Below are 21,191 nucleotides of genomic sequence, written 5' to 3' on the forward strand. Positions count from 1 at the left end.
GGACTGTTAACACATGTTCCGGAGAGCGACCCCCGATATCCGGACACCTTGGTCAGAAAAAGAGATTGACGAAGGCCCGGCCCACCACAGTGTCCGTGGTGAGCCGGGCCTCCTGTCAATGCCTGTGCTGACGGGCCGTCCGGCGGACCTCGGGAGGGCGTTGGGCGTCTCCTCATACGGAGTGCGCGGCTCCGGGAAGCGCGGGGCCTTCCGGAACCCCCTGCGGCTCCCTCGACTCCCCCGGGACTCCCCGGGACTCCCTCGGCTCCCGGTCGGGGCACACAGGACCGCCCGGAAGCCCTCAGGGGGCTTCCGGGCGGTCCTCACGGCCCAGGGGGCACGTGTCAGCCGTAAGGGCCTGACGTCAGCCGTACTACGGACCTGACGTCAGCCGTTCGGTCCGGTGGTGTCAGCCGTTCTTGGCGCGCGAGGCCGTGCGGCCACGCTGCTTGGCGTCCAGGACGACCTTGCGGATGCGCACGGTCTCCGGGGTCACCTCGATGCACTCGTCGTCGCGGCAGAACTCCAGGGACTGCTCCAGGGAGAGCTTGCGCGCGGGCACCACGTTCTCGGTGGTGTCCGCGGATGCCGCACGCATGTTGGTGAGCTTCTTCTCCTTGGTGATGTTCACGTCCATGTCGTCGGCGCGCGAGTTCTCGCCGATGATCATGCCCTCGTAGACCTCCGTGGTGGCCTCGGTGAAGATGACACCGCGCTCCTGGAGGTTGACCATCGCGAACGGCGTCACGACGCCCGCGCGGTCCGCGACCAGCGAACCGTTGTGCCGGGTGCGCAGATCGCCGAACCACGGCTCGTGGCCCTCGAACAGGGAGTGCGCGATGCCCGTACCGCGGGTCTGGGTCAGGAACTCCGTACGGAAGCCGATGAGGCCGCGGGACGGGACGATCCACTCCATGCGGACCCAGCCCGAACCGTGGTTCGTCATCGTCTCCATGCGGCCCTTACGGGTCGCCATGAGCTGCGTGATGGCGCCGAGGTGCTCCTCGGGCGAGTCGATGGTCATGCGCTCGATCGGCTCGTGCGTCTTGCCGTCGATCTGCTTGGTGACCACCTGGGGCTTGCCGACCGTCAGCTCGAAGCCCTCGCGGCGCATGGTCTCGATGAGGATGGCCAGAGCGAGCTCACCACGGCCCTGCACCTCCCAGGCGTCCGGGCGCTCGGTCTCCAGGACACGGAGCGAGACGTTACCGACGAGCTCGCGGTCCAGACGGTCCTTGATCTGCCGGGCGGTGACCTTGTGGCCCTTGCCCCCCTTGCCGACGAGCGGCGAGGTGTTCGCACCGATGGTCATCGAGATGGCAGGCTCGTCGACCGTGATCAGCGGCAGCGCGATCGGGTTCTCGGGGTCGGCCAGAGTCTCGCCGATCATGATGTCCGGGATACCGGCGATGGCACAGATGTCGCCCGGGCCGGCCTTCTCGGCGGGCTTGCGGGTGAGCGCCTCGGTCATCATCAGCTCGGTGATGCGGACATTGGACATCGTGCCGTCACGCTTGATCCACGCGACGGTCTGGCCCTTGCGCAGCTCGCCCTGCTCGACGCGGCAGAGCGCGATACGGCCGAGGAAGTTGTCGGCGTCCAGGTTGGTGACGTGGGCCTGGAGGGGGGCGTCCTCGTCGTACTCCGGGGCCGGGACAGCGGAGAGGATCGTGCTGAAGAACGGCTCCAGGCTGTCGCTGTCCGGCGGGGAGGTGCCGTCCTCGGGCTTGGTCAGCGAGGCGACGCCGTCACGGGCGCAGGCGTAGACGATCGGGAACTCGATCTGGTCCTCGTCGGCGTCCAGGTCCAGGAAGAGGTCGTACGTCTCGTCGATGACCTCGGCGATCCGGGAGTCCGGGCGGTCCGTCTTGTTGATGCAGAGAATGACCGGCAGCCTGGCCGTCAGCGCCTTGCGCAGCACGAAGCGGGTCTGGGGCAGGGGGCCCTCGGAGGCGTCGACGAGCAGCACGACCGCGTCCACCATCGACAGACCGCGCTCGACCTCGCCGCCGAAGTCGGCGTGGCCGGGGGTGTCGATGATGTTGATCGTGATCGGGGTCCCACCCTCCTTGGGGTGGTACTTCACCGCCGTGTTCTTGGCGAGGATCGTGATGCCCTTCTCACGCTCCAGGTCGTTCGAGTCCATCATGCGGTCGTCGAGGTGCTCGGCGGCGTGGGCGGCGAACGCTCCGGCCTGCTTGAGCATGGCGTCGACCAGCGTGGTCTTGCCGTGGTCGACGTGGGCGACGATGGCTACGTTACGGATGTCGTGGCGCGTGGGCATGGGTGGCTTGCGCTTCTCTCAGATCGTGGGATCAGGCGTCTCAGTCGGTCTTCGAGTCCTCGTACGCCCGCCGGGCGGCACGCCACGGCTCGTCCCATCGTACGGGCCCGGGGCAGACCGGGCTTCCCGGACCGATCCGCGGACGCGGTCTTCCCGTGTGATTCAGACGATATTCAGCCGCTGTCAAGGTGCAACCGGGCCATCGTCGTGGCCGGATTCAGGCGGAGCTGTCGTGGAGCTGTGGTGGAGCTTGGTGGGGGGGTGAGGAGCGGTGAAGCGATGAACGGCCCGGGTCAGGGTTGAAACCAGACTGCCCGCCGGGCGAACCGGCGGGCAAGGGTTTTGAGGTGCATCTGAGCTTGGCGGCGCGGGGGTGTGGTATTTGACCGCTACTTCTTGCGGTCTGCGGGGGAACCTGCCGCTTGCCGGTTCTTGAACCCGATGTCCTGGTACCGGGGGGCCGCGAAACCGAACGCCCCGACGTTCGCGAGCTTCTTGTCGACCGCGACCAGCTGCGGGCGCTGGAAGAGCGGAATCGATCCGGCGGCGGCCCAGATCCGGGCGTCCGCCTGCTTCAGCAGCTCCCGCGCCGCCTTCTCGTCGAGTTCGGCGGCTGCCTGGTCGAAGAGCTGGTCGATGTGGTCGGTGCCGACCCGGGTGTAGTTCTGCTCCACGAGGAGCGACCCGTCGGTCGCGGGCTCCGGCTTGGCGTAGATCGGGCGTCCGTCGGTGGCCGGGTAGGCGGTGGCGGGCCACGAGTAGAGCGCCAGGTCGTACGCGCCGGAGGCGACGTGGTCCTTGAAGTAGCTCTCGTCCGGAACCTTGGTGATCTCCGTGCCGATGCCGATCTTCTCCAGCATCACCGCGATCTTGTCGCCGACGCTGCGCAGCGACTGGGAGCCGGGTCCGGAGGGGAGGACGAAGCGCAGGGTCAGCGCCTTGCCGTCCTTGCCAAGCTGCCCCTTGGCCGCGGCGGGCGCCGGGGCCGCGGTGCCGACGGGGGCGTACGCCCCGGCGGCTCCCCCGGGCTGCTTGTCCTGGGCGGCGACGGCGCCGTCCTCGCCGAGGGCGCCGGCCTGGCGGCGCAGGGCGGTGCTCTGGGCGGCGGCCGTCCGGCCGGGAGCCAGGACGTGGACGGCGGAGGCGCCGCCGGTGGAGGCGGCCTGCGCGGGGGCGTGGGCGCCGGGCTTGTTGTCCTGGCCGACGATGTAGAGGCCCTCGTCACGGGAGGCGGCGCTGTCCTCGGAGGCCTGGTCGGCCCTCTCCCTCTCCGCTTCCGTCTTCCCCTTCTCCGCTTCCTTCTTCTCGGCCTTCTCCTCGGTGTCCTGCCCGGCCTTCTCGCTCTTCGCGCCCTCGGCGGTCTTCTTCTCCGCGCCTTCCTTCGCGCCCTCGGCGTCGCCCTCTTCGCCCTGGTCGCCCTTCTTCTCCGCTTCGCTGCCTGCCTTGGTGTCCTTGGGCGGCTGCGCCGCGCCGCCCCTCGTCCAGCCGGCGTCCGCCAGCAGGGCCTGGGCCTCCTTGGTGTTCTGGTCGCCGAGCGCCCCGCTGCCGTCCTTGTAGCCGGGCTGTCCCGCGAGGGCGAGGTGGCTGCCGAGCGGCTTCGCCGGAAGGCCCAGCGGCCCCAGCACCGTCCGGGCCAGCTCCTCGCGGTCCAGGGCGCGGGCCACCGCCCGCCGGACCCGGTCGTCGGCGAGGGGGCCGGACTCGCCGTTCAGCGCGAGCTGGGTGTAGGCGGGTTCCAGGGACTTGCGGACCGCGAAGTCGCGCAGGGCCTTCTGTTCCGCGGTGTAGGCGACGACGGCCTTGCGGTTCTTCTCCCGGGCGGCCTGCGCGATCTCCGCGGCCTCCTCGTCGGAACCGTGCGCCAGGGCCCAGGAGCGCAGGGCCGCGGCGGGCGTGGTCTCGGAGCCCGGGCCGTGGGCGAGCGGCTGGCCGTTGCTGCCCCGGTCGCGGCGGGCGAGCGCGATGCGGTCGGCGGTCGCGGCGTCGATGTCGGCGACGTCCACCGTGCCGTCGGCGAGGGCCTCGGTGCGGTCCTCGGGGGCGACGGCCCGGAAGACGAGGGTGTCCAGCTTGGCCTTGTCGCCCCACCAGCGCGGACTGCGGGCCAGCGTGACGGTGCCCTTGGCCTTGCTGACCCCGCGCAGGACGAACGGCCCGGCGGTGTTCTTCAGGGTGGTGCGCGCGCCGTCGTTGAAGGCGTCCGGCGAGCCGGTGACCTCCTTCGGGTAGAGCGGCGAGAAGAGCGAGCGCCAGTCCGCGTACGGCTTGGAGAACGTGACCCGCACCTGGAGGTCGTCCGCGCCCCGCTCGATCTTCTCGATCCGCTCGTATCCGGAGTTGCGGGCGGTCCAGAAAGCGGAGTCCTTGCCCCGGAGCGCGCGCCACTGGGCGACGAAGTCGGGGGCCCCGATCTCCCGCCCGTCGCTCCACACCGCCTGCTGGTTGAGCTTGTAGAGCACGACCTGCTTCGGCTCGCGCTCGATGATCTTCGCGGACTCCAGGTAGTCCGGGTTGAGCTTCGGCTGCCCGGACCTGTCCATCGGGAAGAGCGTCGGGAGCAGGGCTCCGGTGATCCGGGTGGTGGCGCTGTCCGCGTCGGCCTGGAAGACGTTGAAGGTGGCGGGCAGCGCGTCGACCGCCCAGTTCACCGTCGAACCGTCGGCGACCGCCTGACGGGCGGTGGGCGCGATGTCCTGGGGCACGCCCCGGGAGGTCTCCTCGCTGGCGGAGGTGCAGCCGGCCAGCACGGGGATCGTGAGCACCCCCGTCGTGAGGAGCGCGAGTGATCGACGCTTTCGAACCGTCCCGCGCGGGACGCCGACGTGGGACATGGCTGATACCTCCGGGGCCGGCCCGGACCACCCCGTACCGGAATGGACCGGATAGTGCGTATGTGGTGGCATTTGCAGTTGATCACACTGATTCCTTCCACCCACTGAAACGCCCCCTCGCGCGAGGGGGCGCAGACACGGCGGGCGGCGGGCGCAAGCTCACCCGGCCGGAGGAACGTTTCGCTCCCGCGGGTCGCGCGGCACCCTGCGCACGCTCGGCGCGACTGCGGACGGCCTTGCTCCCCCTGCGGCCCACGCTCTAGGGTGAATGCGCTTTCACGGGCTTCGTGATCGCATCGGCAGGCGAGCAGGCCGCCGGCCCGGTATCAGCACACGCGCCAGGCGCGGCGCTACGGAAGAAGAAGCGGACGGTCGGTCGAGTGAGCGCCCCCACGGTGTACGACGTCGCCGAGCGGTCGGGCGTCTCCATTGCCACGGTCTCCCGGGTCTACCGGAACCCCGATTCCGTACGCGCCCAGACCCGCGAGAAGGTCATGGAGGCGGCCCGCGAACTGGGGTACGTACCGTCCGGCAGCGCCCGGGGCCTGGCCAGCCGGACGACCGGCGTGCTCGGGCTCTGCTTCCCCGACTACGCGGACCCGGACGCCGAGACCGCCGCGGCGGCGAGCGACGCGGACGACGACCAGGCCGTCATGCTCTACTCCGACCAGATCATCCGGGGCATGGAACGGGCGGCCCGCCGGCACGGCTACGCCCTGCTGATCGCCGCCTCGCTGGACGGCGGGCCGGAGAGCCTGGTGGCGAAGGTCGCGGGGCGGGTCGACGGGTTCGCCGTACTGGCGCGGACCGTTCCGACCGAGGACCTGGAGGTGATATCGCGCCGGCTGCCCGTGGTGATGCTCGCCGGGCCGCGCGAGATCGACCACCTGGACCACATCGTGGTGGCCAACGCCGAGGGCGAACGGGAACTGACCCGCCACCTCATCGAGGACCACGGGCTGCGCAGGCTGGCGTTCATCGGCAGCGAGGAGAACTCACCGGACGCCGAGGCCCGGTTCCGGGGGTTCCAGGAGGGGTGCCGGGACGCGGGCCTTCCGGTGCCCTCCCGGCCGGAGCTGCGCGCCGGGATGATGACGCAGGCGGAGGGCGCGCTGGCGGCGGGCACTCTGCTGGACCGGTCGGAGGGTACGGGGGTGGAGCGGCCGGAGGCGATGCTGTTCGCCAACGACCAGATGGCGGTCGGCGCGCTCCAGGCGCTGGAGCGGCGGGACGTGCGGGTGCCCGAGGACATTGCCGTGACCGGGTTCGACGGGATTCCGCTGAGCCGGATCGTCCGCCCGCCCCTGACGACCGTCCGGCAGCCGATCCGGCAGCTGGGCGAGCAGGCGGTGGAACTGCTGGTGCAGCGCCTGGCGGACCCGGGCCGCGCCCCGGTCTCGCTGGAGCTGCCGGTCTCCGTGACCCGCCGCGCGAGCTGCGGCTGCGGCTGAGCCGCCCGGCAGCCCCGCAGGCGCCGCGCCCGGGGCGGGCGGCCGGGATCGAGCAGGTACTCAGCGGCTCCGCACGGCATGCCTGAGCGTCAGGGCCAGAACAGCTTGACCTCGTCCGACGCCTGGCGCGCGCCAGGCACCACCGGCTCGACCACTGTGTACCCAAGGCTGCGCAGAACCTGGGCGGCCGAGTCAGGGGCATCCCTGACTGCCGTCTTCAGCTGCATCAGCCGCCAACTGCGCAGATGTTCATCGATCACGGCCTTCCAGCCGTCGACCGTGTCGATCGCGAACTCCCGCTTCAGGAAAAGCAACACGTCCTCCAGCGCCGGGCGCATCCTGTGCCCGCCAACCGGCAAGTGCAACTCCGCCAAGCGCGGGAGCCTGTTGAACTTCTGCTTCGGACGCCCCTTCACCGCCAGCCGCAAAAGGTATGCGACCTCATCGCGATGCGCGTGCACCTGCACGTGAGCGCCCGGCGGCTCCTTGCTCCGCCGCACGTATTCAAAGCGAAACAACGGGTCGGGGCTCCCGGCGTAGAAGACGTGCACGTCGGCCTGGTCGGTAGCCATGAACGTGCTGGACCCGTCCCAACAGCAGGAGAACCGGACCATGAGGCTGAGACGCTGCTCCCCACCGATACTGACCGGGATGCGCTGAAGAACTTCGTCCTCCCGTATCGGCGAGACCCTGATCTTGGAACCCGTGTTGATTGCATGAAAACGCGGGGTGTCCTCGCCGAGGACACCCCGCGTCAGGGCAGTCAGTTGGTCAGCGAAATCCGCCGCCGACACGTCGAGGGCCTTGGCCTCTTCAGCAGTCACCTTCGAGAAGGTAGTCGAGACCTTCGATCGTGTGCCACACGTCCAGCTCGTTCATGCTGAGGCTGTAGGTGGCAGCACGTTCCGCGAGCTCGTCGTAGGTCATGTTCACGCTGGCCAACAGTTGCTCACGCTGGGCCTCAAGCTCGCTGCGCGTCCTATGGATCACAGTCGGCATAACTCGCTCCCTGGGTTCGATGGCCTCAGTCAAGCAGGGACCACTGACAGCTGTGCTGTCTCTCTGGGGCAAAGTCACCCACAAGAGCCGAACTTTCCGCAACCCGTAACCCCTGCCGTCCGCAATGTGAGGGCGGGACGCTGCTCGGAGCTGCGGGGCGCTCCGGCAGGCGACTGCGCCGCCATACCTGGCACGAAGACACGACACGGCCCTCATGGTCGGGGCCCCCGCTGACGGCCGTCATCGGACGACGCACCAGCCCATGAGTCAGCCGGGCCCGCCGGGCGACCGGGCGACCGGGTCCTCAGGCCACCGGATCAGGCCCCGCCGTCAGCCGCTCCCCGAAGAACCGCGCCCGGTTCGCGTCCAGCTCCGCCGCCTCGGCCACCATGCCCCGGTACGCGAAGTGCCCCGCCGTCAGCACCTGGAGTTCCCGCTCGCCGGCCAGCGCGTTGTGCACCGCGAACTGCCCCGGCGGCGGCACGCACGGGTCGAACAGCGCGGCCGCGACCAGCGTGGGCAGGGTGAGCCGGGTCGCCGCCGTCGCCGCGTCGAAGTAGCGCAGGACATCCGTGACCTCGGGGTGCTCGCGGTGGTGCGCCCGGACCGCCTCGCCGCTGCCCGCGCAGGGCAGGGTCAGCCGCAGCGGGTGGTTGCCGAAGGTGGGGACCGTGAGCTGGGCCGCGCCGAAGCGGTCGTCCCAGGGCAGCGCGAGGGCCCCGAGTCCGCCGCCGAAGCTCTCGCCCAGGTAGCCGAGGCGGGGTCCGCCCGGGAGGCCGGCCCCCGCCAGCTCCGGGGCGAGCGCCGTGAGGGCGGAGGCGGCGCACCACAGGTCGGCCACGCAGTCGCCGATGACGTACGACTCGCGGGAGCCGATGCCGTGCAGGACGTGCGCGTCGGCCAGGTCCGGGAGGGAGTCGGCCCGGCCCCGCTCCCCCATGCCCCGTACGCACGGCAGGATCACGGCCGCCCCGGACAGCGGCGCCGGAAGGTCGCGGCCGGGCGCCTGGCGGCCGCCGTAGCCGTGCCCGACGACGAAGCCGTACCGGACGGGCCCCTCGGCGGGCAGGGCGAGCCAGCCGCCGAGCCGGACGCCGCCCACGGAGGTGTAGGTCACGCCGTGGATCCGGAGGCCGTCGCGCTCCTCCTCGACCGGGCCGAGGACCGGCCGCGTGTCGACGGCGCGGGCTCGCGCGTACCGGCCCCGCCAGAAGGCGTCGAAGTCGACGGGGGCGGGCGGGGCGGGGATGTCGAGCAGGGCGTCCGGCGCGTCGTACCCGTAGGCCGGGTCGAACGGGAAGCCGTGGGAGAAGGCGACGGATGAGGCCATGCCGCGAGGGTAGACGCCGACCACGCCGACGCCGGGTGTGCCCCCGGCATCGGCCCCCACGACGTCGACCCCCAACGACGAATCGGTCACATCGCCTGTTCTTCCACAAACAGTGCGTTTACGGTTCAACCACAAGGCGTCAGGGTGTCGAGCACGTTGCACGAGTGTGACCCAGCACCCTCTTGCGGATTCCCGAAGGACTGGCGCAGAGTGATGTATGCGCTTACAGGCAGCGCATACATCGCGCAGCATCCGGATTGCTCAAGGAGGAGCCCTCCCATGTCCCGCATCGCCAGAACCGCCCCCGCCGGCATAGCGCTCGCGCTCGCCGTGACCCTTTCCGCCTGCGGCTCCTCCGGCGGCGACGTCGCGGCGGACGAGAAGCAGACGCTCACCGTGTGGGCCATGGGGGCCGAGGGCGAGAAGCTCGCCGAGGTGGCCGAGGTCTACGAGAAGGCCAATCCGAACATCACGGTGAAGGTGACCCCGATCGGCTGGGACGTCGCCCACCAGAAGCTCGTCTCGGCAGCGGCGGCGGGCACCCTGCCCGACGTGGCGCAGATGGGCGGCAGTTACCTGGGCGAGTTCGCCGAGCTCGGCGTGCTGGAGCCGGTGGACACCAAGGCCTTCGACAAGAAGGACTTCTTCCCGGCGGGCTGGGAGCAGGGCGAGGTGGACGGCACCGCCTACGGCGTGCCGTGGTACGTCGACACCCGCGTCCTCTACTACCGCACGGACCTGGCCGAGAAGGCGGGCGTGACGAAGGCTCCGACCGACTGGAAGGGCCTGAAGGACCTGGCGACCGCGTACCAGGAGAAGGCCGGTACGAAGTGGGGGCTGTCCATCCAGCCCAGCGGCCTGGACACCGTGCAGAACTTCTACTCCTTCCTGTACTCGGCGGGCGGCGAGATCGTCAACGACGAGGGCGAGGCCGTCGTCGACAGCCCGGAGGCGGTCAAGGCGCTGAAGGAGTACGGCTCGTACTTCGACAAGGGCCTCTCCAACAAGTCCGTGCAGCCCGGCTACGACGTGGTGAAGGACTTCGGCAACGGCCGGGTCCCGATGTTCTTCGGCGGCCCCTGGCACGTGACGCTCCTCAACGAGGGCCAGCCGCAGCTCAAGGGCAAATGGGCCATCGCCAACGTCCCGGCGGACGCCTCCTCCACCTCCATGGCCGGCGGTTCCTCCCTCGTCGTCTCCAAGGACAGCGAGCACAAGGCCGCGGCCACCGAGTTCATCACGTACCTGACCGACACCAAGGGCCAGGCCGACTGGTACGAGCGGACGAAGGACCTGCCCGCCAACACCTCGGCGTGGGAGTCCGGGGCGCTCGCCGACGACGCCGACCTCCAGATCTTCAAGAAGCAGATGGACACCGCCAAGTCCTCCCCGTCCCTGGCCAATTGGACCGAGATCACCGACAAGGTGGACCAGGCCATCGCCAAGGTGACGCAGGGCAAGGCTTCCGCCGAGGACGCGCTGAAGACCGCGCAGTCCGAGATCGAAGGCCTCGTGAAGCAGTAGCCATGAGCACCACGACCGAGAAGGCCCGAGGGCCCCGGAAGGCCGGGACCGCACCGTCCCCGGCCACCGGGGGCAGCCGGGGCCGCAAGCCGTCGATGGGCGTGCAGAACGCGGCGGGCTGGCTGTTCTCCACCCCGTTCCTCGTCCTGTTCACCGTCTTCATGGCGTTCCCGATCCTCGCCACGCTGGTGATGAGCTTCACCGACTTCGGGCTGCGCAACGTGACGCGCCCGTGGGAAGCGAACTTCATCGGGTTCGAGAACTACGTCAACCTCTTCGGCGACGAGAAGTTTCTCAAGTCCCTCTTCAACACAGGGTACTTCGTCGTCGTCGGCGTACCGCTGACCATCGGCATCGGGCTGGTCGTCGCCGTTCTGCTGAACAACGGCATCGACCGGGCGCGGACGTTCTTCCGGGTCGGCTTCTACGCCCCGGTGGTCACCACCATCGTCGCGGTGGCCGTCGTCTGGCGGTTCGTCCTCGATCCGAGCGACGGGCTGATCGCGGGCCTCTTCTCCGAAGTGGGCTGGACGGCACCGGACTTCCTCGGCTCCGAGACGCTGGCGATGCCGTCGCTGATCGTCATGGCGGTCTGGCGGAACGTCGGCACGGTGATGGTGCTGTTCATCGCGGGCCTCCAGGCGATCCCCACCGAGGTGCGCGAGGCCGCGAAGCTCGACGGCGCGAGCGTCTGGCAGGAGTTCCGGGGCATCACGGTCCCGCTCCTGCGTCCGACCCTCCTCTACGCCACCGTGATCACGACGATCGGCTATCTCAACGTGTTCGAGGAGCCGTTCGTGATGACCCAGGGCGGCCCGTCCGACTCGACCCTCACGGTCTCGCTGAACATGTACCGCGAAGGGTTCAACTTCTTTCACATGGGCTACGCGAGCGCCATGGCGTACGTCCTCTTCGTGGTGATCATGGGCATCACGGTGCTCCAGCTCCGACTGCTGAAGGACAACACGAAATGAGCGCCACCAGCGGCAACGCGGCGGTCGAGCCCCTGAAGAGCGACGCACCGCCGACTCCCCCGAAGAACAACGGCGGGACGACCAACGACCGGAAGAACAACGGCGGGAAGAAGAACAACGGCGGGCAGCGGAACGTCTCCCGCCGCCTGGTCTACGTCCTGCTCTCGCTCGGCCTGCTGGTCATGTCGGCGCCCTTCCTCTGGATGGGTCTCTCCGCCTTCAAGACGCAGAGCGAGCTGTCGGCCAGCCCGCCCGTGTGGATCCCCACCGAGTGGACCCTGGAGAACTTCCGGCAGCTGCTCGACAAGCTGGACCTGCCGCTGTACTTCATGAACTCGGTGATCGTGGCGGTCCTGGTGACCGTCTCGAACCTGGTCTTCTGCTCGATGCTCGGCTACGCCCTGGCCAAGCTGAACTTCGTCGGCCGCAACAAGGTCTTCGGCCTGGTGCTCGGCGCGCTGATGGTGCCCGGCAACCTGATGCTGCTGCCGCTGTTCGTGCTGATGAGCAAGCTCCAGCTGATCGACAGCTACGCGGGTCTGGTGCTGCCGTTCGCCGCCGGGGCCTTCGGGGTGTTCCTGATGCGCCAGTTCATGCAGTCGATCCCGGACGAGCTGCTGGAGGCGGCCCGGATGGACGGCGCGAGCGAGTGGTACATCTTCTGGCGGATCGTGATGCCGCTGGTGAAGCCCGCCCTCGCGACCCTGTCGATCTTCACGTTCCTGGGTTCCTGGAACAACTTCGTCTGGCCGCTGATCGCGACCAACGACCCCGACAAATACACCCTCCCGGTGGCCCTGGCGACCTTCGCCACCGACCCCAACAAGGCCGGCGGCTCCAACGGGATGCTGATGGCCGGGGCCTTCCTGATCGTGCTGCCGGTGCTGGTCGTCTTCATCGCGCTGCAACGGCACTTCACGCAGGGCATCGCCACGGCGGGCATGAAGTAACGCGTCCGCCCGGGCACTTCACGTACGAGGCCGCACCCCGCCCCGTAACAGAGCGCGGCCACACCCCTCACCACCACCAGAAAGACATGTCGCGATGACACACACCCCTGCTCCGAACCAGAAGAACCCCGTCCCGTTCCCCGAGGGCTTCCTCTGGGGCGCCTCCACGGCCGCCTTCCAGATCGAGGGCAACAACACCAACAGCGACTGGTGGGTCAAGGAGCACGCCGCGGGGACCCACATCGCGGAGCCGAGCCTGGACGCCTGCGACAGCTACCACCGCTGGCCCGAGGACATGGACCTGCTGGCCTCCCTCGGCTTCACCGACTACCGCTTCTCCCTCGAATGGGCCCGCATCGAGCCGGTCGAAGGCCGCTTCTCCCGCGCCGAACTGGCCCACTACCGGCGGATGGTGGAGGGTGCGATCGCGCGCGGCCTGCGCCCGATGGTGACCCTGCACCACTTCACCGTCCCGCAGTGGTTCGAGGCGCGCGGCGGCTGGACGGCCGAGGGCGCGGTGGAGCTGTTCGCCCGGTACGTGGCGGCCTGCGCCCCCGTCATCTCCGAGGGCGTGTCGCACGTCTGCACGATCAACGAGCCGAACATGGTCGCCGTGATGGCGGGCCAGGCCAAGCGCGGCGACAACAGCTTCCCGCCCGCCGGCCTGCCCACCCCCGACGACGAGACGACCGTGGCCGTCATCGCCGCCCACCACGCGGCCGTCAAGGAGGTCCGGGCCCTGGACGCGGGCATCCAGGTCGGCTGGACCATCGCCAACCAGGTCTACCAGGCCCTCCCCGGCGCGGAGGACGTCACCGCCGCCTACCGCCACCCGCGCGAGGACGTCTTCATCGAGGCGGCGCGCGGCGACGACTGGATCGGCGTGCAGTCCTACACCCGTACGCGGATCGGCCCCGACGGACCGATCCCGGCGGCCGACGACGTCGAGCGGACGCTGACGACGTGGGAGTACTACCCGACGGCGGTCGGCGAGGCGCTGCGCCACACGGCCGAGGTGGTGGGCGACGTCCCGCTGATCGTCACGGAGAACGGCATCGCCACCGCCGACGACAGCCGCCGCGTCGACTACTACGCGGGTGCGCTGGACGAGGTCGCCGCCGCGCTGGCCGACGGCATCGACATCAGGGGTTACCTGGCGTGGAGCGCCCTGGACAACTACGAATGGGGCACGTACAGGGCCACGTTCGGCCTGATCGCCATCGACTGGGAGACCTTCGAGCGCACCCCGCGCGACTCGGCGAAGTGGCTGGGCTCGCTCGGCCGCACCCGCGAACTCCCGCGCACGGCAGCCTGATTCACCCCCGGGGCTGCCCCTCCGTACGGGGAGCCACCTGACGGCTCCCTCGGGTGGGCGGGGGCCGGCGGATCCTGACGACCGCCGGCCCCGGCCCCCCCGGCACCACGCCCGCGCACACCCGGCGCGACCTCGCATCCCGCGCACAACCCAGCCCGCCCGGCGCGGTCTCACGCGCGCCCGCACACCCCCGAAGCCCGGCGCGACCTCACGCGCGCCCGCCCGACTCCGGACGCCCGCACGATTTCGCGTCCCCCGCAGTATCTCCGCACGGCCGAACACCACGACTTGCCCTTCCCCTCCCCCTTCTGCCACCAGGAGCCGGAACGATGGACCGTCGCACGTTTCTCACCGCCGCAGGGACCGGGGCCGCGGCCCTGTCGCTCGGAGCCGTAACCGCCCCGGCGGCTGTCGCCGCCCCCGCCGACCCAGGCCTCCTGAAGACCTGGTTCCGCGACACGTACCGCTCGATCGAGGCGATGACGACCGACTTCGGCCTCGTCACCGACAAGATCGACCTCAGTGGCCCCGGAGCCCCCGCCCAGTCCACCCAGACCTCACCGACCAACATCGGCTGCGGCCTGTGGTCGACGGTTGCGGCCGCGGGCCTCGGCGTGATCCGCGAGAGCACGATGACCCGCGCCCTGACCCGTACCGTCGCCGCCGTCGAGAAGCTGGAACGCCACCACGGCTTCTGGCTCAACTGGTACGACGCGCACGACGGTTCGGTGCTCACCCAGTGGCCGGGCACCGGCGACCCGGTCCGCCCGTTCCTGTCATCCGTCGACAACGCCTGGCTGGTGACGGGCCTGCGGATAGCCGCCGACGCGGCCCCGGCGCTGCGCCCCCGCATCAACCGCATCCTGGCCACGGCCGACTGGTCCTTCTTCTACACTCCCTACGACCCGGCCGACCCGGTCGCTGGCCCGGGCCAGCTGCGCGGCGGCGTCTGGACCGACACGGACGAGCCGACCCCGCACCACTACGGCGCGCTCAACACCGAGCCTCGCATGGCCAGTTACCTCGGCATCGCGGACGGCTCGCTCCCCGGCGACCACTACTGGCACCTGCTGCGGACGATGCTGCCGGAGCACGAGCAGGAGCAGAAGCCGGGCGGCGGTTACGTCACGGTCGACGGCGTACGCGTCTGGAACGGGCACTACACCCACCGCGGCCGCAAGGTGGTCCCCACCTGGGGCGGCTCGATGTTCGAGGCGCTGATGGTGCCGCTGTTCGTACCGGAGCAGCAGTGGTCGCCGCGCGCGTGGGGCGCGACCCACCACCGCTACGTACGCGGCCAGATCGACCACGGGCTGCGGGAGGCGGAGTACGGCTACTGGGGCTTCTCCCCCGCCAACGTTCCCGAGGACGGCTACCAGGAGTACGGGGTCGACGCGCTCGGCATGGCGGTCGACGGCTACGCCTCCAACACCGACCGCACGCACACCACGGACGGCGAACCCCTGCCGCCGCCCTCGGCGTTCACCAACGGCGTCGTCACCCCGCACGCCTCCTTCCTGGCCCTGCCGTTCGCGGGCCGGGAGGCGGTGGCCAATCTGCGGGCGCTGGAGCGGGACTTCGGCGCGTACGCGGACGGACTCGGCTTCCGGGACTCGGTGAACGTGTCCACGGGCCGGGTCAGCGACTTCATGCTCGCCCTGGACCAGGGAATGATCGTCGCGGCCCTCGCCCAGGAGCTGCGGCCCGGCCTGCTCCAGCAGCCGTTCCGCACGGGCGGCTTCCGGTCCCGGGTGCGGCCGCTGCTGGAGCGGGAGCGGTTCTCGATCTGAGGTCGCGGCCGGCCTGTCCTTCACGAGGAGAGCGGGCCGGATGACGGCAGCCGGCCGAGCGAGAGGCGCGCTACCGCGTCACGGGGGCCGGCTGCCGGTGTGCGGGGTCACGAGCGATGCGCTGTTCGAGGCCCACCCGGCAGTCCGGCCACTCGGCCGCGGTGAACGGCTCCGTCCCAGGGCGGCACCTTTCTCCCCAACGGACTCCTCGGCCTGTCCGCCATCTCAACGTCCGGAGTGGACATGGGATTCACCAGCGAACCCGAGGGCACACGCGGGGAATGAAGATGTCAGAGCCGCACGTCGGATGGACGACGGAGCAGCGCGCCGTCGTCAAGCGGTATGTTCAGTTCGCCGCCGCATTCGCAGTCGCGGGTATCGCCCTTTCTGTTTTCCTGATCGCTTCCGGCAACAGCGGAGGGTGGGGACTGCTGGCGATCATCGGATGCGTTTCCGTCATCGGCTACTTCTTCATTCAAAGAGGGAAGAGTGGGCGCGCTTGACAGCCAGCCGAGTTGGCGCGAGATGACCGGAAAGGTATTGCCGCATGACCAACGAGAAGGCAACGATAAGTAAGGTGCAGCGGGGTAGGGGGCTTCGACCATGGGTGAGTAGGTGTCCCTGTCGTACGTGATCGCGCGTGCGGCCGAGTGGTCGTGCTGCCCCTCGACCCGGGCCGCGTCCCCGACCCGGCCCTCGGTGATCCTGGCGGCGGAAAGTGGGGGCTGTACTCGCCTCCGGGCACGTCCAACGCCTGGGACGTCAAGAAGGTGAACCTGGACATCCCGGAGGGCAGAACGGTGACGATCACCATCTACGACGACAAGGCGATGAAGCAGAGGGTCGGCCAGATCACCGGCCGAGCCTGATCCCGAAGCCGGCCCCGCTTCCGGCGACCCGGCGACGGCCTCGGCCCACGGCCCGGGCCGTCGCCGCAGGAGCCTCCTTCAGGGAAAGCCCGCGATGACGGCCCATCACACAACACCGCGCCGCCGCAGGAGATGCGGGCACTCCTGAGCGAGGACCGCGTCCACTGCCGCGAGCGTCGGATCGACGATGTCCCAGGCATGGGCGGAGGGGTGACCGGCGAACAGTCCGCACGCGTCCTCGCCCCGGGGGTCGATCGCGCCGCACCAGGCCAGTTCCGACAGAGTCGCCCGCTCGCCACTCCAACGGGCCCAGACGGCCGTGCGGTTCGCGTCGTCGTCCCACAGCACCGTCGCGTGGTCGTCGCCTTCGTGGTCGGCGGCCAGCTCGCAGAGGAGGTATCCGGCCTCCGGGCGGCTGCCGCCGGGAGCGGCGAGCCGGATCAGGAACTCCGGGGGCGGCAGCAGGGCCACGGCAGTGCACTGGTTCATGGGGTGGAACCTCCGGTCGCCGTCACGGCGCGTCGGTGTCGGGTACGTCGGGGGCATCGGGCGCCGCGCCGGGAGCGTCGTCCTCGGAGACGAGTCGCCGGACCTCGCTGTGGACGTGGTCGGCGATGAGGTCGCCGAGGGGGTCGCTCACGGAGAAGGAGTGCGGCCCGGGGTGGTGGTCGAAGTACGCGCACGTGGTGACCGTGCGGGCCGCCAGCTCGCGGAGCACGGCGGGGCACAGCCGCACCGTGTCGAGCCGGTGGACGCGGTGGGCGCCGGTCCCCGACCAGAGGAACCACAGGTCCCGGTCGTCCAGCACGTCCGCCGTCCACAGGTGCGCGGCGTGCTCGGCCGTCTCGTCGTGGTCGGCCAGCTCGCAGAGCAGGAAGTCGTCCTGGTCGAGGACATCGGGCGGGTGCACGGGCCCGCCCTCCATCATGGCGAGCGCCAGCAGAGCTTCGGCGTAAGGTACTTGAGTTACGGCGGTGCATTGCAGCACGGGGTCAGACCCCTTCCGTACGGGGCGGGCACGGGCGGTACACCGAGGCTGCCGCCGCCGCCCACCCGCACAGATCCACGGGCCACCCGCCGAGGGTGACGCGCAGCCCCACGAAGGGGTCGACCACGGTGAGCAGGGCAGGGAGCCCGGATGCCAGCGCGCTCATGGCGTGGTCCTGGCTGCCGTGGCCGCCCGCCCACGCCCGGAGCGCCTCGGGGGCATCGGAACCGTGGAAGGTGACCGGCCGGACGTCCCTCGCACCGTGCCACGCAGCGGCCGGGGCCGGATCGCGCCCGTGCCCGTCCGCCAGCCGCAGGGCCTGCCGCCGGAGCCAGCGCAGAACGAGCCGGCGGTTCGGCAGGGCGACTCCGCCGAGCGGGAGAGCCCGGCCGCTGACCGTCACCGTGACGGCCGCGACGTAGTCCGGATTCCTCTCGCGGCCCGGGGCCGAAACCGTCGCCCTCACAGCACTTCGCCCCGGCTGCGGGCGTTGAGCCGCGCGGTGCGGGCCCGTAGCTGCTCCATGAGCAACGCGGGGCGAACGTAACGCGGTTCGACCTCCCACTCGCGTCCACCGGCGACCGGCCGGAGGGACCAGTACGGACCGGCGACGCCCCGGAACTCCCCCACGCGGTCACCGCGACTGGTGTCCACGAGGAGGGTCCCGGGGGCCGGGACGTGTGGGGATGGCTCCGTATTCGAGCTGGCGTTCTCGCCGTACACCGTTCGCTCCTCTCTGTAGCCGAATGACTACCGGGGCGACTCAGCGTGGCCTAGCGTGGAGACGTCTTCAACGTTTCGAACCTGGGGGATACGTTGGTCAACCGCAAGGAAGTCAACCCTGACGGGGGCCCGGAGGCGGCCTACGGAGCACGTCTGCGTAGGGAGCGCGAAGCGCGGGGCTGGAAACAGGACGACCTCGGCGCGCGCATCGGCTACACGGGGCGGCATGTTTCCGGGGTGGAATTGTGCCACAAGTCCCCAACCCGCAAGTTCTCGATCGCTGTTGACGTGGCGATGAGTTTTACGGGGACCGCTGATTCGTTCGAGCGCGAGTGGCGCAAGATCAAGCACGGCGTGCTGTTGCAGGGCTTCCCGGAGTACGTGGCGCTGGAGGGCCGGGCGGCGGAGATCCGGTTGTTCGAGGTGGGCGTCATCCCGGGGCTGTTGCAGACCCGGGAGTACGCGGAGGCGCTGGCGAGCGGGGCCGTCGATCGAGGGGTCATCACCCCCGAACAGGGTGATCAGCGCGTCTCGTTACTCATGGAGCGCCAGGGCGCCCTGTTACGCACTGTGCCGCCGATGCTCATCGCGGTGCTGGACGAGAGCTGCATCCGCCGACCGATCGGCAGTCCTGCCGTGATGGATGCCCAGTTGCAGTATCTGATCGACTTCGCCGCGCAGTCCCACACCATGCTGCAGATCGCCCCTTTCGGCATCGGTGAGCAGCGGCCCTTCAATCGCGCGGTGAATCTGCTGACACTTCAGGACCGGTCCGTGGTCTCGTACGTCGAGTCCGAGACGCAGGGGCACCTGGACCGTGAACTCAGCTCTGTCATCCCGATGGTGAGGTCCTACCATCAGTTGCAGGCCGTGTCTCTGTCGCAGACAGATACGGTGGACATGATCCACCAGCATCGAAAGGGCACCCCGTGACGACCGAATCCACGACCCCGCAGTGGGTCAAGTCCTCCTACAGTGACAACGGCGGCACCTGCGTTGAGTGGGCCCCGCGCACCGCGTCCGCCACCGGCACCGTCCCCGTACGCGACTCGAAGAACCCGGGCGGCCCGGCCCTGGCCGTCGCCGCCGAGGCGTTCTCCTCCTTCGTGGCGGGCGTCAAGGCCGGGGGTTTCGACACCCGCGCCTGACCGCCTCCCCGCTTGGCTACGCCCCACCGTGCCCGCGCGGTGGGGCGTCCCGCTGTCCGGGCAGGCAACCTGCCCCGCCCCGCGCGGACCTCCTGGCGGAAAAGCGGTTGCACTCGTTGGCTTCCGGTAAGAAGGGTGCGGTGATGATCGGAACGGAGATCGAACTCCCCGTCGTGGACGGCGTTCTCTCGGGTGTGGACTTCGGCGGCCACGGCGAGGGGGTGCTACTTGTCCACGGCAGCGGACAGAACGCCGCCGCCTGGGCCGATGTGGCGTCCCGTCTGGTGAGCGCGTGTCACCCGGTCGCCATCGACCTGCGCGGCCACGGGCAGACCCTGCTCGACTCGACCGGACCCGAGCAGTACTGGCGAGACCTCGGTGGCGTCGTCACCGCCCTGGGCTGGGACCACCCCGTGCTGGTCGGCCACTCCACCGGCGGGTACGCCGTGACGGCCGCCGCTGCCAGTGGCCTCGTGGAACCGGCCGCCCTCTGCATCGTGGACGGTGTGGTGCTCGATGACCGTAACGCGTCACTCGCCGAGCACGCCGCCGCCCGGACCACCGAGGCGGCGGACCGTTTGCGGGCGATGTTCCGCTACGGCTGGGAAGCGGACGACGACCAGATGCACGCCTATGTCGAGCGATGCGCGCGGGAGGCCGGAGGGGACTGGCTCAACGCCGGAGCACGGCACGGACTCGTCGAGGAGGTCACGCGGCGCTCCTTCCTGCGCCGCGGCCACCGGTGGGTACGGCGACCGGCCATCGAGGAGATCGCGACCGTCACCGCCGTGGAACCCGACGCGGAGATCTTCCCGAGCATCGAGGTGTATGACCGCCTCACCTGTCCGACGACGATCGTGCTGGCCGAGGATGGCTTCTACGCCTCGCGACGCGACGAAGTGCGTGCCGTCGTCGACGCCGCCCCCGGCCGCCGGCTGACCGACATCAGCTCGAACCACAACATCCCCATGACCCGGCCCGCCGACCTCGCCGCGATCATTCTCGACCTGCTGCCGGACCGAGCTGCGGCATCGGTCGGGAACGTCGATTGATCCCCAGCCCATCCCCACCCCGCCCCTCCAAGGAGTTGTCGTGGCCGTAAGCGAGATGTCCGTGGCAGACGAGGGCGCCGGTCCGTACGGCATCGCGACCGGACCCGACGGCGCACTGTGGCTGACCTTCGCGCACAGCGGCCGCATCGCACGCCTCACCCTCGACGGCGAACTCACCGAGTACCCCCTGGAATCGCCCGGGTGTCGCCCTACGGTCATCACCCCCGGGCCCGACGGAGCACTGTGGTTCACCCGGTCCCAGGACCACCGGATCGGCCGGATCACCGTCGACGGTGAAACGGAGTCCTTCCCCGTGCCTACGCCCGACAGCGGCCCCTTCGGGATCACCGCCGGCCCGGACGACGCGATGTGGTTCACGGAGATGAACACCGACCGGATCGGCCGCATCACCAGCGGGGGAGAGATCACCGAGTACGCCCTTCGCTGTGTCGGCGCCTATCCCTCGGCGATCACCGCAGGCCCTGATGGGGCCCTGTGGTTCACCCTCAACCAGGCGAACGCGATCGGCCGCATCACTGTCCACGGAGACATCGTCATCCACCCGCTCCCCACCCCGAGCGCTGCACCCGTGGGTATCACCAGCGACGGCACCGCCTTGTGGTTCGTCGAGATCGCGGCAGGCCAGATCGGCAGGATCTCGGTGGACGGCACGGTCGAGGAGTTCCCGCTGCCCGACCGCACAGCCAAGCCCCACGCCATCGTCGCGGCCTCCACCGGAGACTGCTGGTTCACCGAATGGGGAACCAACAGCATCGGCCACATCACCGGGAGCGGCAAGATCACCGAGTACGGTCTGCCGTCACCGTCGTCAGAGCCGCACGGCATCACCCTGGGTCCCGACGGCGCTCTGTGGGCGGCCCTCGAAACGGGAGGGGTCGCGCGGCTTGAACCGTAGCCACAGGAGGAAGGACGTCCTGACGTCTACCGACCCCCGGGTCGGCC

General features: G+C 70.0%; 21 protein-coding genes. 12 read left to right on the plus strand and 9 right to left on the minus strand.

All coding sequences use genetic code 11. From position 1 onward, the window contains the following. Positions 1 to 409 precede the first annotated feature (409 nt). Positions 410 to 2,284, minus strand: a complete 1,875-nt coding sequence (gene typA, locus N7925_RS11290) for a translational GTPase TypA (RefSeq protein ID WP_265599526.1) — start codon at positions 2,282 to 2,284, stop codon at positions 410 to 412. 389 nt (positions 2,285 to 2,673) lie between these two features. Further along, the gene (locus tag N7925_RS11295) at positions 2,674 to 5,115 is read right to left on the minus strand and encodes an ABC transporter family substrate-binding protein (protein WP_274343780.1); all 2,442 of its coding nucleotides are present in this window, start codon (positions 5,113 to 5,115) and stop codon (positions 2,674 to 2,676) included. A gap of 380 nt (positions 5,116 to 5,495) precedes the next feature. Here N7925_RS11295 and N7925_RS11300 point away from each other — a divergent pair, with 380 nt between their 5' ends. Beyond that, entirely contained in the window at positions 5,496 to 6,566 is a 1,071-nt protein-coding gene (locus N7925_RS11300) for a LacI family DNA-binding transcriptional regulator (RefSeq protein WP_265599528.1), read from the plus strand. A gap of 89 nt (positions 6,567 to 6,655) precedes the next feature. Here the strand turns inward: N7925_RS11300 and N7925_RS11305 are convergent, their stop codons facing one another. The 3 genes from N7925_RS11305 to N7925_RS11315 form a co-directional block, all read right to left on the minus strand. After that, on the minus strand, positions 6,656 to 7,390 hold the full coding sequence (locus N7925_RS11305) for a hypothetical protein (RefSeq protein ID WP_274343781.1): 735 nt from the start codon (positions 7,388 to 7,390) through the stop codon (positions 6,656 to 6,658). Next, the gene (locus N7925_RS11310; protein WP_032793318.1) at positions 7,380 to 7,565 is read right to left on the minus strand and encodes a hypothetical protein; all 186 of its coding nucleotides are present in this window, start codon (positions 7,563 to 7,565) and stop codon (positions 7,380 to 7,382) included. Before N7925_RS11310 ends, N7925_RS11305 begins: the two co-directional genes overlap by 11 nt. Positions 7,566 to 7,869: 304 nt before the next feature. Then, on the minus strand, positions 7,870 to 8,895 hold the full coding sequence (locus tag N7925_RS11315; RefSeq protein WP_274343782.1) for an acetylxylan esterase: 1,026 nt from the start codon (positions 8,893 to 8,895) through the stop codon (positions 7,870 to 7,872). Between the two features lie 279 nt (positions 8,896 to 9,174). On the opposite strand from N7925_RS11315, the gene N7925_RS11320 reads away from it, so the two are divergent. From N7925_RS11320 to N7925_RS11350, 7 genes are all read left to right on the plus strand, one after another. Next, the gene (locus tag N7925_RS11320; protein ID WP_274343783.1) at positions 9,175 to 10,419 is read left to right on the plus strand and encodes a sugar ABC transporter substrate-binding protein; all 1,245 of its coding nucleotides are present in this window, start codon (positions 9,175 to 9,177) and stop codon (positions 10,417 to 10,419) included. A 2-nt stretch (positions 10,420 to 10,421) separates the two neighbouring features. Beyond that, a complete protein-coding gene (locus tag N7925_RS11325; protein ID WP_274343784.1) occupies positions 10,422 to 11,393 on the plus strand; it encodes a carbohydrate ABC transporter permease in 972 nt (323 codons plus the stop codon). Then, a complete protein-coding gene (locus N7925_RS11330; RefSeq protein ID WP_274343785.1) occupies positions 11,390 to 12,343 on the plus strand; it encodes a carbohydrate ABC transporter permease in 954 nt (317 codons plus the stop codon). The genes N7925_RS11325 and N7925_RS11330 overlap by 4 nt, the downstream gene beginning before the upstream one ends. Positions 12,344 to 12,437: 94 nt before the next feature. Continuing rightward, positions 12,438 to 13,658, plus strand: coding sequence for a glycoside hydrolase family 1 protein (locus tag N7925_RS11335; RefSeq protein ID WP_274343786.1), 1,221 nt, complete (start codon positions 12,438 to 12,440; stop codon positions 13,656 to 13,658). 329 nt (positions 13,659 to 13,987) lie between these two features. Then, on the plus strand, positions 13,988 to 15,448 hold the full coding sequence (locus N7925_RS11340) for a glucoamylase family protein (protein ID WP_274343787.1): 1,461 nt from the start codon (positions 13,988 to 13,990) through the stop codon (positions 15,446 to 15,448). A 281-nt stretch (positions 15,449 to 15,729) separates the two neighbouring features. Further along, a complete protein-coding gene (locus tag N7925_RS11345) occupies positions 15,730 to 15,951 on the plus strand; it encodes a hypothetical protein (RefSeq protein WP_265599536.1) in 222 nt (73 codons plus the stop codon). 153 nt (positions 15,952 to 16,104) lie between these two features. Beyond that, positions 16,105 to 16,317, plus strand: a complete 213-nt coding sequence (locus N7925_RS11350; protein ID WP_274343788.1) for a hypothetical protein — start codon at positions 16,105 to 16,107, stop codon at positions 16,315 to 16,317. 105 nt (positions 16,318 to 16,422) lie between these two features. Here N7925_RS11350 and N7925_RS11355 read toward each other — a convergent pair whose 3' ends face one another. Genes N7925_RS11355 through N7925_RS11370 form a run of 4 tightly spaced genes read right to left on the minus strand, consistent with a single transcriptional unit; the run spans position 16,423 to position 18,028 of the window. Next, positions 16,423 to 16,806 carry a hypothetical protein gene (locus N7925_RS11355; RefSeq protein WP_274343789.1) on the minus strand — a complete coding sequence of 128 codons (384 nt, stop codon included), beginning with the start codon at positions 16,804 to 16,806 and terminating at the stop codon, positions 16,423 to 16,425. Positions 16,807 to 16,828: 22 nt separating this feature from the next. Beyond that, positions 16,829 to 17,305: a hypothetical protein gene (locus N7925_RS11360; protein ID WP_265599540.1), complete on the minus strand. Its 477-nt coding sequence runs from the start codon at positions 17,303 to 17,305 to the stop codon at positions 16,829 to 16,831. A 4-nt stretch (positions 17,306 to 17,309) separates the two neighbouring features. After that, positions 17,310 to 17,771 (minus strand): hypothetical protein, encoded by a 462-nt coding sequence (locus tag N7925_RS11365; protein ID WP_274343790.1) that lies wholly within the window; start codon positions 17,769 to 17,771, stop codon positions 17,310 to 17,312. Then, positions 17,768 to 18,028 carry a hypothetical protein gene (locus N7925_RS11370; protein ID WP_265599542.1) on the minus strand — a complete coding sequence of 87 codons (261 nt, stop codon included), beginning with the start codon at positions 18,026 to 18,028 and terminating at the stop codon, positions 17,768 to 17,770. The genes N7925_RS11365 and N7925_RS11370 overlap by 4 nt, the downstream gene beginning before the upstream one ends. A 93-nt stretch (positions 18,029 to 18,121) precedes the next feature. Here N7925_RS11370 and N7925_RS11375 point away from each other — a divergent pair, with 93 nt between their 5' ends. The 4 genes from N7925_RS11375 to N7925_RS11390 all read left to right on the plus strand — a co-directional run bounded on the left by N7925_RS11375 (position 18,122) and on the right by N7925_RS11390 (position 21,144). Further along, positions 18,122 to 18,961 carry a DUF5753 domain-containing protein gene (locus tag N7925_RS11375; protein WP_274343791.1) on the plus strand — a complete coding sequence of 280 codons (840 nt, stop codon included), beginning with the start codon at positions 18,122 to 18,124 and terminating at the stop codon, positions 18,959 to 18,961. After that, entirely contained in the window at positions 18,958 to 19,176 is a 219-nt protein-coding gene (locus N7925_RS11380) for a DUF397 domain-containing protein (protein WP_265599544.1), read from the plus strand. Before N7925_RS11375 ends, N7925_RS11380 begins: the two co-directional genes overlap by 4 nt. Positions 19,177 to 19,319: 143 nt before the next feature. Continuing rightward, complete coding sequence (locus tag N7925_RS11385) at positions 19,320 to 20,228, plus strand: alpha/beta fold hydrolase (protein WP_274343792.1); 909 nt, start codon at positions 19,320 to 19,322, stop codon at positions 20,226 to 20,228. A gap of 40 nt (positions 20,229 to 20,268) precedes the next feature. Further along, on the plus strand, positions 20,269 to 21,144 hold the full coding sequence (locus tag N7925_RS11390; protein ID WP_274343793.1) for a Vgb family protein: 876 nt from the start codon (positions 20,269 to 20,271) through the stop codon (positions 21,142 to 21,144). The last annotated feature ends 47 nt before the right edge of the window (positions 21,145 to 21,191 follow it).

The sequence above is a fragment of the Streptomyces sp. CA-278952 genome (genome assembly GCF_028747205.1).
Lineage (GTDB): Bacteria > Actinomycetota > Actinomycetes > Streptomycetales > Streptomycetaceae > Streptomyces.